This is a genomic window from Ligilactobacillus saerimneri DSM 16049, assembly GCF_000423265.1.
Taxonomy (GTDB): Bacteria; Bacillota; Bacilli; order Lactobacillales; family Lactobacillaceae; genus Ligilactobacillus; species Ligilactobacillus saerimneri.
The window spans coordinates 81,582-94,199 of record NZ_AUHQ01000001.1; the positions used below are offsets into that span (position 1 = coordinate 81,582).

13 protein-coding genes are annotated in these 12,618 nt (G+C 41.7%); 2 read left to right on the forward strand and 11 right to left on the reverse strand.

Annotated features, from left to right (window positions below; translation table 11 throughout):
* Positions 1-17 precede the first annotated feature (17 nt).
* From G541_RS0100535 to miaA, 3 genes are all read right to left on the reverse strand, one after another.
* Positions 18-386 (reverse strand): MerR family transcriptional regulator, encoded by a 369-nt coding sequence (locus tag G541_RS0100535; RefSeq protein WP_009554747.1) that lies wholly within the window; start codon positions 384-386, stop codon positions 18-20.
* An 83-nt stretch (positions 387-469) separates the two neighbouring features.
* The gene (locus G541_RS0100540) at positions 470-1,732 is read right to left on the reverse strand and encodes a methionine gamma-lyase family protein (protein WP_009554748.1); all 1,263 of its coding nucleotides are present in this window, start codon (positions 1,730-1,732) and stop codon (positions 470-472) included.
* A 4-nt stretch (positions 1,733-1,736) separates the two neighbouring features.
* On the reverse strand, positions 1,737-2,663 hold the full coding sequence (gene miaA, locus G541_RS0100545; RefSeq protein ID WP_027826129.1) for a tRNA (adenosine(37)-N6)-dimethylallyltransferase MiaA: 927 nt from the start codon (positions 2,661-2,663) through the stop codon (positions 1,737-1,739).
* 127 nt (positions 2,664-2,790) lie between these two features.
* On the opposite strand from miaA, the gene G541_RS10095 reads away from it, so the two are divergent.
* Positions 2,791-2,967: a DUF3042 family protein gene (locus tag G541_RS10095; RefSeq protein ID WP_009554752.1), complete on the forward strand. Its 177-nt coding sequence runs from the start codon at positions 2,791-2,793 to the stop codon at positions 2,965-2,967.
* A gap of 45 nt (positions 2,968-3,012) precedes the next feature.
* On the opposite strand, the gene G541_RS0100555 is transcribed toward G541_RS10095, so the two are convergent.
* The 6 genes from G541_RS0100555 to G541_RS0100575 form a co-directional block, all read right to left on the reverse strand.
* Positions 3,013-3,423: a rhodanese-like domain-containing protein gene (locus tag G541_RS0100555; protein ID WP_027826130.1), complete on the reverse strand. Its 411-nt coding sequence runs from the start codon at positions 3,421-3,423 to the stop codon at positions 3,013-3,015.
* A gap of 20 nt (positions 3,424-3,443) precedes the next feature.
* A complete protein-coding gene (locus G541_RS0100560; protein WP_027826131.1) occupies positions 3,444-4,409 on the reverse strand; it encodes an ROK family glucokinase in 966 nt (321 codons plus the stop codon).
* The gene (locus G541_RS0100565; protein WP_027826132.1) at positions 4,406-4,639 is read right to left on the reverse strand and encodes a YqgQ family protein; all 234 of its coding nucleotides are present in this window, start codon (positions 4,637-4,639) and stop codon (positions 4,406-4,408) included. The genes G541_RS0100560 and G541_RS0100565 overlap by 4 nt, the downstream gene beginning before the upstream one ends.
* A 42-nt stretch (positions 4,640-4,681) precedes the next feature.
* Positions 4,682-5,338: a rhomboid family intramembrane serine protease gene (locus G541_RS0100570; protein ID WP_027826133.1), complete on the reverse strand. Its 657-nt coding sequence runs from the start codon at positions 5,336-5,338 to the stop codon at positions 4,682-4,684.
* A gap of 77 nt (positions 5,339-5,415) precedes the next feature.
* Complete coding sequence (gene rpmG, locus G541_RS10100) at positions 5,416-5,565, reverse strand: 50S ribosomal protein L33 (protein WP_081581146.1); 150 nt, start codon at positions 5,563-5,565, stop codon at positions 5,416-5,418.
* A gap of 249 nt (positions 5,566-5,814) precedes the next feature.
* On the reverse strand, positions 5,815-7,872 hold the full coding sequence (locus tag G541_RS0100575; RefSeq protein WP_027826134.1) for a peptidoglycan D,D-transpeptidase FtsI family protein: 2,058 nt from the start codon (positions 7,870-7,872) through the stop codon (positions 5,815-5,817).
* Between the two features lie 271 nt (positions 7,873-8,143).
* On the opposite strand from G541_RS0100575, the gene G541_RS0100580 reads away from it, so the two are divergent.
* Positions 8,144-10,759 carry a YfhO family protein gene (locus tag G541_RS0100580; RefSeq protein ID WP_051174514.1) on the forward strand — a complete coding sequence of 872 codons (2,616 nt, stop codon included), beginning with the start codon at positions 8,144-8,146 and terminating at the stop codon, positions 10,757-10,759.
* 347 nt (positions 10,760-11,106) lie between these two features.
* On the opposite strand, the gene dltD is transcribed toward G541_RS0100580, so the two are convergent.
* Both dltD and dltC read right to left on the reverse strand, forming a co-directional pair.
* Positions 11,107-12,387 (reverse strand): D-alanyl-lipoteichoic acid biosynthesis protein DltD, encoded by a 1,281-nt coding sequence (dltD, locus tag G541_RS0100585; RefSeq protein ID WP_027826136.1) that lies wholly within the window; start codon positions 12,385-12,387, stop codon positions 11,107-11,109.
* Complete coding sequence (gene dltC / locus G541_RS0100590) at positions 12,387-12,617, reverse strand: D-alanine--poly(phosphoribitol) ligase subunit 2 (RefSeq protein WP_009554766.1); 231 nt, start codon at positions 12,615-12,617, stop codon at positions 12,387-12,389. Before dltC ends, dltD begins: the two co-directional genes overlap by 1 nt.
* Between the last annotated feature and the right edge of the window lies 1 nt (position 12,618).

A 12,618-nucleotide genomic window follows, 5' to 3' on the forward strand; every position in this document is an offset into this window, starting at 1 on the left:
TTTTTTGCTCCTTGCTTTTAAAATTGGAAATGCCGCTTATTGTCTTTGAAAGAAAATCCCGAGTGATTACTATCCATCCCACTCGCAGAGATAAATTCTTCACGTAGTAACCGTCGCAAATCATCATCACTGATCTTTTCCGGCTTCTTTTGGCCGATTTTTTTGATTTCAGCAATGGTCATTCCCTCTGCAAGATAGTCCTTGATTTCAAGTAGCTTATCGATATCATCCAACGAATACATCCGCCGGTTGGTATCATTGCGCTTAGGCACAACCAGTTCATTCTTTTCATAGTAGCGAATCTGGCGTGCCGACAATCCTGTTAGGGACATGGCCGTTCCGATAGGCAAAACAGCCAGGGAGCGACGAAATTCTTTCTCCTTCATAATGACCTCCCTTTTATGCTCATAATAATAGCAAGCCCCTTAATACATGTCAACAATCCATGTCATAAAATGTAACACGGAAATTATTTTTGATAGAAGATCTCATTTACCGCGTTGGTTATTGCAATCTTAACATGTTCTGTTGATAATCCACCTTGGATATAAAGGCTATACGGTTCCCGTAATGGTCCATCTGAAGATAATTCAATCGTTGAGCCTTCGGTAAACGCCCCCGAAGCCATGATTACTTCGTCAGCATAGTTATCCATAGTACTTGGGATTGGCGCAACAAAAGAATTAAGCGGTGAATAGTGCTGAATCGTCTGACAGAACTTAATCATGGGATCCCTTTTGCCAAAGGTTACTGCCTGAACCACATCAGTCCGCGGTTCGTTCCATTTTGGCGAAACATTCATTCCCATTTCTTCGAGCAAGGCACTGGTAAAAATCATTCCTTTGATCGCCTGTCCAGTCGTATGCGGTGCCATAAAGAACCCTTCAAAGAAATCACGCATGTGATAATATGTAGCACCTTCATCACGTCCCCCTGGCATCAATAAGCGGTTAGCAGCATTCTCTACCAACTGTTTTTTACCAACAATATATGCCCCAGTCTTAGCAAAGCCAGCACCTGCATTCTTAAAGAGGGAACCCGCCATGATGTCTGCCCCATAGAAAGTTGCCTCTTCTGCTTCAGAAAATTCGCCATAGCAATTATCAATAAAAATGATCACTTCCGGTCGAATTCTCCGTACGAATGTAATCATGTCTTTAATTTCTGCAACCGTAAAACTATTGCGGCTAGCATATCCCCGTGAACGCTGAATCGCCACAATTTTAATATTATCGTTGGCCGCTAACTTTGCTTGGGCTTCTTCGTAATCGACTTTTCCGTGGTCAGTCAGTGGGACATAGTCAAAATCAATTCCCCATTCTTTCATGGTGTTGGTATTATTACCCGCGATCCCAATAACTTGTTGGATGGTATCATACGGCATCCCTGTCAAATACAATAACTGGTCACCAGGACGAAGTTGTCCCATTAGTGAAGTCGTGATGGCATGAGTCCCCGATGCTAGTTGGGGACGAACCAATGCTGCTTCTGTTTTAAAGTAGTCAGCGTAAATGTTTTCTAATTTGTCACGACCAACATCGTCATACCCATAACCTGTCGATCCGACCAAGTCTTCTTCTGCCACATGAAACTTGCGAAAGGCATCTAACACCCGCGCCTGATTGTTGAGAACTTGTTGATCAATCTTATCCAACTGTGGTTGAATCTTTTTTTCAACCTTTGCTACTTTATCCTGCAATTCCTGCGGAAATTTTTGTAACCATTGAGTCATTAGTTTACTCCTTTAACCATTTATTAATCAGCTGACGAATTTCAGCCAACTCAGCTGGATGTTCAACGATATTAAACCACTTAACATCCATTTTATTACGGAACCAGGTTAATTGACGCTTAGCATAGTGCCGCGAATTCTTTTTGATTGTCATCACTGCTTCATCTAAGCTAATTTCTCCTGCAAAATATGGGTATAATTCCTTATACCCAATCCCCCTACCAGCAGGCAAGCTCAAACCGCCCCGTTCATATAACCAGCGTGCTTCATCCACCAGCCCTACAGCCACCATCTGATCTACTCGTTGGTTAATCCGATCGTAGACCAGACTACGTTCTGCGTTCAACCCAATAATCAGTGGGTCGAATTCACCACTAACTTGGTCTTGTTGCGCAGAAAATAGTTTCCCGGTTTTTTGATATACTTCTAACGCCCGAATCACCCGGCGGGAATTACCAACGGGAATCTTAGCAGCCGCCTGCGGATCAACTTGAGCAAGCCGATCCCACAGGGCTTTAGGACCATGAATATGCAAAAATTGCTGCCACTGTTTTCGTTCTTTTTCACTGGCATCATAATCATCAGTTCCTAATTGGAAATTATCAAACAGTGCCTGAAGATAAAAACCTGTTCCGCCAGCAATAATAGGTAATTGTGCTTGGGCAGCAATTTGTCCAATATACTTACGACTTTGCTGCACAAAATCAGCCACTGAAAAGCGTTCATCTACTTGGTTAGTATCGATAAGGTAATGGGGGACCCCCTGCATCTCTTGTGGCGTCACCTTGGCTGTTCCAATGTCTAACCCCTGGTAAACTTGCATTGAATCGCCAGAAATCACTTGCCCTGCAAATTCTTGAGCCAAGGCAACTGCTAACGCCGACTTTCCAACAGCAGTTGGACCAACAATCGCTAAAACTTTTTGTGTCACTGCTTTACCTACCTCCCAGTTGTACATTATACCTATGAATCTATAAAACTGATATACTTATTCCCTGGTATTTTTTCCTAAAATCATTCATAATGAAAATAGTTAGTTAATGATTGGAGGAATTAACATGAAAAATTTTGGTAAAGGCTTTTTCATCGGCGTTTTAACAACTATCGGTGCGGTAGCTGGTAGTGTTTATGCTTTCAAGAAGACTGTTGTTGATCCAATTGAAGAACGTGAAGCAATTTTAGAAGAACATAAGCGGCGGGCTCTTCGAAAGAGCATGTCTGCTCACCAAGGTTAAGCATTAAAAAAGCGGGTTGGAAGAAATTCCGACCCGCTTTTTTATTTATAATTCAGCTTTCTTTTTCTTGCCATCCCAGTTGGTGAAGCCACCCTTGAGAATCCCGATTTGCTTATAACCAGCCTTATGCAGTTGAACTGCTGCTCTTGTACTCAATGCTTTACCATCATCATACAAGTATACTGGTAAATCTTTACTCAAGGATTGCATATAAAACTTGAATTGGCCATAAGGAATGTTGCGTGCACCCAAAATATGACTAGCGTCAAAACTATTCTTTTCCCGCACATCAATAATTTGTGCCTTACGCATTCCTGCCTTAAATTCATCATTCGTCATCAGCTTGGCAACCGACCGCCCCCGAAAGTAAGTATACAGTGTAGAGCCACCGATATAGGCTAAGAAGATGATCAAAACAATATTGATCCAACCTAAAACGCTGATTTTTAATAACATAATTGTTCGCCCCTTAATTCCTAGTCAGCAAACTGCAAAGCTAGTGAAGCAGCGCCAATGACCCCTGCCTCATTACCTAATTCTGCCAACTTCAATTTCGTTGATGTCTTAACGGTTGGGAAAGCAAAGTTCTTGAAGTACTTATCAACCCGCGTCAACAGGAAGTCCCCGGCAGCAGAAACACCACCACCGATTACAATGTAAGTTGGGTTTAACATACTACCAATATTAGCTAATGCCAAACCTAAGTAGTAACATACCCGATCTACTACCATTAAGGCCAGGACATCGTTTTCTTTAGCTAAGTCAAATACAATCTTAGAAGAAATGTCATCTCCATCATCAAGCATCTGCTTTAGCTGTGAGTCACCAGCAAACTGTTCTGCCATTTTCCGGGCTACTCGAACCACACCAGTAGCAGAAGCATATGATTCTAAGCAACCATTATTTCCACAAGTACATGCTAAGCCACCTGGTTCAACGTTGATATGGCCTAATTCACCACCGGCACCTAATCCGTGAACTAACTTGCCATCGACGATGACACCGCCACCAACACCAGTCCCTAAGGTGACAAAAGTAACATCCTTGGCACTATTTCCAGCGCCCTTCCATTGTTCACCCAATGCCGCCACATTGGCATCATTATCTAAGGCAAACTTCATCCCAGTTCCTTGTTCGATCTGTTCTTTGATCTTTTGGGTTGTCTTCCAGTTCAAGTTGTAGGCACCAACAACGGTTCCTTTGTCCCGGTCGATTGTCCCCGGTGTTCCCATTCCGATACCGATAAACTGTTCTGGCTTCATGTTGTAGATGTCTAAATGGTGGTTGATTGACTCAATAATGTCAGGTACAATGTGTGATCCTTCATCAAGAACATTGGTTTCAACACTCCATTTTTGTTGGATTTCACCTTCTGGGGTCAAAATTGCAAATTTGATAGTTGTTCCACCTAAGTCAACCCCAATAAGTTTCTTGTCTGTCATATTCTTATTCCTCCAAACTTCTCCGCTTTCCCATCTCTCTTTTCTTCGATACGATGCTCACGCGTTAAGACTATTTTAGCATTCGTAAACTCTTTTTTGGTAATCAAATTCGCTCGGAATAAATTATCCAGCTCAATTGCCATCAATTCAATATCCCACTTGCGTTTACCAACATAAACAAAGATTCCAAAACGTTTCAATAATTGTTGTACATCATATAACGTTTGCATTTCTGGTCCAAATTTCATCACAACTACTCCTTTACTTGGCACTTACAAATTAAAAATCAGCCAACATGCACTACCCACCGTTAATAAACCCGCTAGTAGCTGCTTGCGAGTGGCAAAAGTAGTATCCAGGCTAATCGTTACCAAACAGCCGGCAATCAGACCACCTACGTGCCCTGCCAGGTCAGTGTTACCACTAAAACCTAAAACTACATTTAGTATAACAAAAAGAAGAAATTGCCGCGCCTGGGCTTGAATTTGAGCGTCAGTCGATTGGTGTCCTAAAATTAAGTAAGCACCAAAAAGACCAAACAAGGCTCCACTAGCACCCACGGCTAAAGTTGTTGGCGCCCAAAAGGCACTCAATAAGTTTCCGTATAGCCCGCTAAGTAAATAAATTACTAGCATACGGGCATGTCCATAATAATCCTCGATTTCGGGTCCGATAAAGTATAACGTTATCATGTTAATAAATAAATGCCCGATCCCATCATGTAAAAACATTGCTGCAATTAACCGCCACCACTCTCCTTGAAGGAGTGCCGGGGTAAACTTGGCACCAAACATATATAAAACACGGATATCCGTGCTACCACCAGCGAATACCGTCCCCATAAATACCACAAGGTTAATTCCAATTAAGATATATGTTACCAACGGACGCTGAACCAGATTGCTAACAGTCATTTTTGTTCTGTTCACTTTGTCACCTAACTTCATATGTGAGCGCTTTGCAATCTACGCATAAAAAAACAACAGGTGTTTTTTTACCCCTGTTGTTATTTTGTTTCGCGATGTAAAGTAACTTTGTGATCACGTGGGCAATATTTCTTTAACTCAAGGCGATCAGGGTTATTACGCTTATTCTTGCTAGTCAGATATGTCTGTTCATGGCATTCTGTGCATTCTAATGTAATATTTTCACGCATGCTCTTAACCTCCAAACATGTTTCAATTTCGATATAATGCATATGCATTATCAACGAATAGTATCATATCATGTTTTAAACTGTATTTCCAGTCTTTTTTACTTAAATGTTAAGTAAAACACCTTGACAGGTATTATAACCCAGCAATTAAAAATAGGACTGCGCCTATTCCTAGTTCGCAGTCCCCTTTTCATATGGCCACTAAGTTAGCCATATTCATTATTTGACTTACTTTTTGCTGATCATCACTTATTTGTAACCATCGCTTGATTGGACCATCTTCCAGTATTCTTCATAAATCTGGTGTACTACATTCATGTTAATAGCAGATTCACTACTTAAACCTGGGAAGGCTACGGCAACAACCACCTGTGGATCATTATAAGGTGCATAAGAAATTGCACTTAACGTAGTAGTTGGCGTTGTGCCATGAAATGTATCGGCAGTACCACTTTTAGCAGCTACTTCCGGTTTCAAGTCTTGCAATTTTCTCCCCGTCCGGTAATTACTTGTTCCGTGAACCACTTTATAGAAACCAGTCTTTACAACATTCCATTGGGCTGATGTTGCCGGAACTACGTTTAACACTTTCGGTTGTGCCTCATATTCGATTGCCCCTAGTGTCCCATCTGGATTGGTTTGGCGAATAGACTGCAAAATATGCGGTTGTAACCGATAACCGCCATTGGCCACCGTTGACATATACTGGGCTAATTGAATTGTTGTATATGAATCATACTGTCCAAATGACAAGTCAAGTGCCTTACCAATATCTGACTTGGTTGATGGCCCTTCGTACCCAGCTGATTCACCAGGAATATCGACCCCTGTCTTGACCCCTAAACCGAATTGCCGGAAATGAGCCCGTAAGGTATTGAAGACCGTCGGTGACATAGTCAAACTCTTGCCCGGTGCGTAGTTGAAATGTCCTTCTAACATCGCCAATTTCATCATATAAGCGTTAGAAGATACCATCAGCGCATCTGAAGCCGTCAAAGCCATGTTAGTTCCACCAGACCGGTTGAACCACGATGACTTGGTTGGCGTGCCTGCAATTTTAATTGGCTCATCGACCAAAGTACTGTTAGATGGAGTAATAACTCCTTGTTGCAAGGCCCCCATAACAGTTGCCCCTTTAACAACGGACCCCATAACAAATGACTGGTTAATCGCACCTAAGGCATTTTCGGTAACTTTTCCAGTGGAAAGGTTACGTGAAGCACCACCCATAGCCAAGATCGCCCCTGTATTAGGGTTCATGACCACTGCGTAAGCACCAGGTGAATATGCATTGCCAGCACCAGCGGATCTAGCAGCACTGTAAACAATATCCTGAACCTTCTTTTGGAAAGCAGCGTTGATCGTCAGAACGACACTGTCACCTTGCTTACCACCGTACTCTTTAATTTCCTTAGTGATTTTCCCATTCTGGGTTTCAACCTTAACGATTGATTTCGAACCCTTTAAGACATTTTCATATTCGGATTCGATATAACTTGAACCAACTCGGTCGTTGCGTGAGTAACCTGCTGCCAGCAATTGGTTAATCTTATCAGAAGGTAACCCTTGCTTTTCGGTTGTTACCGTCCCAATTACAGACTTGATTGAACTCCCATCTGGATAACTCCGTGACCATGCTGTCCCAATCTTGATTCCAGGGAGCGATGACAAATGCGATCCAACATCAGCCATTTCTTGGTCTGATACGCCCGATGATTTCAAATACACCGTTGACAGTGAGTAAGCCCCACTCATTTTGGAATAGAGCACTGCTGCCTGCTTCTGACGGGAAGTGTAATTAGCTGTCAACTTATGGCGTTTAATATAAGCAATTTCTTCCTTATATAAAGTTGATTTATCTAACTTAGTCGCCCCCGAAATGTGCTTGTCAACAGCAACCTGGTGCTTGTTAACAGCTAAATAATAATCAGCTTCGTTGGTAGCGGTTAACTGGGATGTGCTTACTTTAATATAGCCAACTAATTTATTAGCTAGATGATACATCTCTCCGTTGGTTACTGTTAATGGCTTGGTATAAGTGATGGCCCGTGAAGTATTATTAGCAGCCACCAGCTTGCCCGTCGAGTCGTAAATCATCCCTCTTTCAACATCCCGCAACTCTGTCCGGGTATTGCCACTGTTGGCCTCAGCTTCATACTTATCCCCGTTGATAATTTGGAGCTGGGCTAAGCGACCAATTAAAGCAGCGAACAGCAAGAAGACAATAAAAAACAAAAAATTCAGACGAAATGGGATGTCTGAATTGCTCCCTGCTGTATTGCGTTTATTTCTTTTGATAAATTTCAATTTCATAACTCCTTACGGTTACTTGAAAGTATCAATAATCCTCTTTAATAACTACATAATAATACCATAAACCCCCTAGCAAAAACAGGCACAACCCGGCGACAAATATCAATTTTTCGTTAAGTTTAACCTAAGTTTATTACTTTTGTTACTATACTATTTATCTTTAAAATATATTCTATTCTCGGACCAATCGTCTCGTCCTTAACCTAGCCAAGATGGGAACAATCCACTATCATTAAGGATGACATTACATTTGAGGTGACATTTTATGATTGCAGACATCAAGAAAAAATTACACAATACGTATCCTTACTGGTTGAGTTTTCTTTTACCAGTCGGGCTGATGCTTGCATACTTCATTTCACGTTCGATGTATCCATTTGGATCTTCCAGTCTATTAACCGTAGACCTGGGTCAACAATATATTGATTTCTTTGCTTTTTATCGGCACGCTTTATTACATTCACCCACTAGCTTTTTCTACTCTTTTTCTAAAGCTATCGGGGGCAACATGCTGGGCGAATGGGCATACTATCTTTTAAGCCCCTTCAACCTTATCTTCTTATTTTTCCCTGACAAACAGCTCCTAACTGGGGTCATGCTCGTCACTCTGCTTAAATACGGCTGTGCTGGTCTTTCATTTGCCTACCTTCTTACCCAGTTACGGCTTGGAAAACGCCCCCTGATCCCTGCTTTTGCAACTTGTTATGCCCTAATGGGGTGGGGAATTGCCAACCAACTTAACCTTTTATGGCTTGATGTCTTGGTCTTTCTTCCCTTAGTGGTTACCTACCTCATACTCCTCTTGCAAGAAAAGCAGCACCTAGCTTATAGTCTTTGGTTAGCGCTGTTAATTATTAGCAATTACTACATGGGATATATGGTATGCATCTTCTTAGTCCTATTTTTTGCTTGGTACGAATTAACCTACACTCACCACTGGCAAAAATTGGCTCGTGATCTCTGGCTATTTACATCCCGCTCTCTCTTAGGCGCTGGCCTTGCCGGAGTGATCTTACTGCCTACCCTCTATTCCCTCACAACAAGTAAAGGGACTTATACTGAAACCACTATCCACTGGACGCTGGAATATCAGCCCCTCAAAATGATTACCAAGTTCATCATTGGTGCGTTTAATTTCAACCAGATGCCCAAGGGCTTACCTAATCTTTTTGTTGGAAGCTGCGCCCTATTTGGCTTTATTCTGTATTTTTGCCTTCGGCATATCAGTTGGCGCGAAAAATTGGCTACTGGTCTAGTATCGACATTTTTAATATTATCATTGTGCTTTGAACCCCTTGATCTGCTCTGGCATGGGATGCAGTTTCCTGTTTGGTACCCTTATCGCTTCTCTTATATTGTTAGCTTCTGGATTATCTTCATTGCTTGCCGGGCTTTTTCACAAACGCAACTCAATCTTACCTGGAGTGCTTCTGCCCTGATTATTATCCTCTATGGTGGGATGATCGCCTATACTTGGTTGCACAAAGCCAAATTTGATTACTTGACTGCTAGCAATATTATCATCACGGGGCTGTTGGGTGTGGTCACTTTGATGATCCTTTGGCTCGACAGCCATTCCCAACCACTGGACAAAATTAAGTGTGGTTTATTGTTTTTAGTCATGGTAGTAGAAATATTTGTTAACGCCACTAATTCATTGAAAAATATTTCATACTTATCCGTTCAAGACTACACTCTCCCAAGTACCGCATTGAAAGCTGATAGCACTTACTTACACCACCACGATTCCTCGTGGTACCGTGTAGCGCAAACGTATGAACGTACCAAAAATGACGGTCTGGCCCATAATCTCAATACTGGTTCATATTTCAGCTCAGCGTTAGAAAAAAGCATTCCTGATTTCTACGGACAAATTGGTCAACCTGATGGTGACAACTATGTCACTTACACTGGGGGAACAGCTATTACTGATGCTTTGATGGACTACAAGTACTACCTTACCCCCCAGGACGTGACTAGCAAAGCAGTGGCTAATGTCACCGGCGAAAACGTCCGTGTTCAGAGCATGCTTCCTTTATACGGAACAAAGGCTACTTTAATTTATAAAAATTCTTTGACGACAAGCATTGCCTATGCGGCCTCGCCCCTTATCAAGAAAATACAAACTCTGTATAACAACCCCGTGGCCTATCAGACTAACTGGTTAAATGCTGTGTCCGCTTCAATGCCTTCAACGACTTACTTCACAGCTGCCAACTTTGATTTAGTTTCCTTTACTAACGTCAAGGAACAAACTACTCTCACCGGTGCTAATCTCACTAAAATCACCGCTGATAAGGCAGCGCAAGTTAACTTTCGTTTCAAGGCCAAGACAAATAATACTTACTACATCACTTTAGGCAGTGGGTTGGATAAGGATAATGTCGACTTATATCTTAACGGTCATCCTTTACGGTATTACAGTACATTCCGCCATACTGTTATTGTTCCTTTGGCAAGTCATGCTAAGGGTCAGACCTTTACCTTGAGCGCACACTTTAAGAAAAATAGCCTCTGGCTCAATGACTTTGTCTTATATCAAATGAACGACAGCTTAGTTAAACAAAAAATCCAGCAAGTCCAAAAGCACACACTCCATATCCAGCGGTATAATGCCCACCAAATTACGGGAACCATTACAATGCCAAACGGAAAAATTTTGACTACTACTATCCCTTATGACAAGGGGTGGCACATTAAGGTTGATGGTAAAAAAGTTACTCCATACCAAGTACAAAATACATTTTTAGCCTTCAATATTGCCCCTGGCAAGCATAAAATTACCATGACTTACTGGCCGCCTTTGCTTGGAGTTGGCTTATTAGTAACCATCACTTCACTAGTGATCACTAGCTACCTATATTGGCGACGTACACATTAACTCATAATATTCTCTAAAACCACCTGGGTGTTTTTTCCCTAGGTGGTTTTTCTGTCTAGTTATTATTTTTTAATTTTAACTTTTGGCATTGAAGCTCAGCGTAGAATTTTTCCTCGGGAATGTTTTTTCTGTGGCTCCCCTTTTCTACCTGATACGGCATAGCGAATAATAGGCGTCTCTTTTCTAACTACCAAAGCAAAATCAACATTTTCCTCGCATCGCTTTTTCTACATGTCATATTGTGTTTGCTAAAAGCAAGTGTAGTCCTGTGATCGTTTTTGTGAAGAAATTTTACAACTAAAAAATTCCCACCCGTTAGGGATGAGAATCTTCGTCGAACTATCTATTTAATTTTTAGCTAGGTAATGGTTCAGTTGGCTATTAGCCATATCCTGCCATTGCTTACTATAAAAATAGTCATTCATTTGGTAGTGAGGCTGTTGGTATTTTCCTTCCAGGAATGGAGCCACGTGTTGGTCAACCTTTAACCATCCCCGCCACCCCAAGTGGATAGTGTCTTGCATGAAGAAGTCTTCTCCACCATCGTTGGATAAGTCGACAATATTAGTAAACCCTTGGGACCGCAATTGATAATTAATCTTACGGTCAAACTGGCGTAACATCGCCATCGACAAGCCGGTATATTGTGACCAGCGTTTATTAACTGGTGGAATGACAAACATAACGTCCATATTATCCTTATGGAACTGGTTCAAAACCAATTGGAAATCGGCAAACTCAGGTGATTGAACGTAGTTAAAGTTCTTTTGTTCACCCTTCAACTTACGATAATTCCCCTTAAGGCGCTTATTCCAGAATTTATTGCTTACCCGGAACTGGTTGCCGGTAGTTGCTTTATCTCCCATTTCATAAGCAATTGCATCCAACCGCTTAACGTTATATGGTGACGATGGCAACTGACCGGCCGCCTTATTAATCCGATCTGTCCGGTTTTTCATCGATAACGTTGAGAACCACCGATCCTGATTAGCTAAGGAATTCTTCTCAAGCTGCAAGTATGTGCGGTCTGCTTTAGATAGTTGTTTACCATCGGCAATCTTTTTTACCATCAAGTCCAACTGTGAGTCCGCCTTGTCAACTTGCATGTCCAGTAAACGTTGGGCTGCATACCGGTCATCCCTATTGTTAGTGGCCTGTAACAACCATGTAACGGTCTGCAAATTGGAATGATATTGCATAAATGCAATCGGATTCTGCCCTTGCTTAACAAACCACTGAGGTGACACAATCATCACTGCTTTTTTGTTTTGCAACTCATGGTTAACTCCTTGCATTCCCCAATAATGGGCTAACGATTGGGAACCAGCTGCCCCCAAGAGAAATGGACGATAGTCGCGGTGATAATGCTGGGCCAACACCGACGGATGGAAACTGTCCATCCGGGATAACTCTGACGATCCCATAAATGGAACATAATTTTCTGTTAGTGCTTGCTGCTTAACCGCTACACCCTTGAATACATTCTTAGATTGAGAGACAGCAGCCCGTTCAATCGTCCGGTGATTAAAACCACTAGATGCAAATGGAATAATCAAAACAGCAACAACTAAAAGAGCAGCCAAAATTACCGGGCCAAATATTTTGAATAAAGCTCTTCTAATTTTCATTATCCTAATTCTTCAACCTTTGCAATGATCTTATTTGGTGTATCCCATTCAGAGCGTTCAAATTCAGATACTGGCACATCAACCCCTAATTGCGTTTGGAGTTCCAGCAATAATTGAACTGTTGCCATTGAGTCAAGCAAACCAGAGTTAAATAATTCTGTATCTAAGTTAGTCTTAACTTCATCACTACCTGTTAAATCAGCCAAAATATCTAAAACTGTATCTTTCATT

What these genes read in the sequence shown, in the direction of transcription:
- G541_RS0100535 (WP_009554747.1), bottom strand. Translation starts at nt 386, where the DNA reads ATGAAGGAGAAAGAATTTCGTCGCTCCCTGGCTGTTTTGCCTATCGGA.
- G541_RS0100540 (WP_009554748.1), bottom strand. Translation starts at nt 1,732, where the DNA reads ATGACTCAATGGTTACAAAAATTTCCGCAGGAATTGCAGGATAAAGTA.
- G541_RS10095 (WP_009554752.1), top strand. Translation starts at nt 2,791, where the DNA reads ATGAAAAATTTTGGTAAAGGCTTTTTCATCGGCGTTTTAACAACTATC.
- G541_RS0100555 (WP_027826130.1), bottom strand. Translation starts at nt 3,423, where the DNA reads ATGTTATTAAAAATCAGCGTTTTAGGTTGGATCAATATTGTTTTGATC.
- G541_RS0100560 (WP_027826131.1), bottom strand. Translation starts at nt 4,409, where the DNA reads ATGACAGACAAGAAACTTATTGGGGTTGACTTAGGTGGAACAACTATC.
- G541_RS0100565 (WP_027826132.1), bottom strand. Translation starts at nt 4,639, where the DNA reads ATGCAAACGTTATATGATGTACAACAATTATTGAAACGTTTTGGAATC.
- rpmG (WP_081581146.1), bottom strand. Translation starts at nt 5,565, where the DNA reads ATGCGTGAAAATATTACATTAGAATGCACAGAATGCCATGAACAGACA.
- G541_RS0100580 (WP_051174514.1), top strand. Translation starts at nt 8,144, where the DNA reads ATGATTGCAGACATCAAGAAAAAATTACACAATACGTATCCTTACTGG.
- dltD (WP_027826136.1), bottom strand. Translation starts at nt 12,387, where the DNA reads ATGAAAATTAGAAGAGCTTTATTCAAAATATTTGGCCCGGTAATTTTG.
- dltC (WP_009554766.1), bottom strand. Translation starts at nt 12,617, where the DNA reads ATGAAAGATACAGTTTTAGATATTTTGGCTGATTTAACAGGTAGTGAT.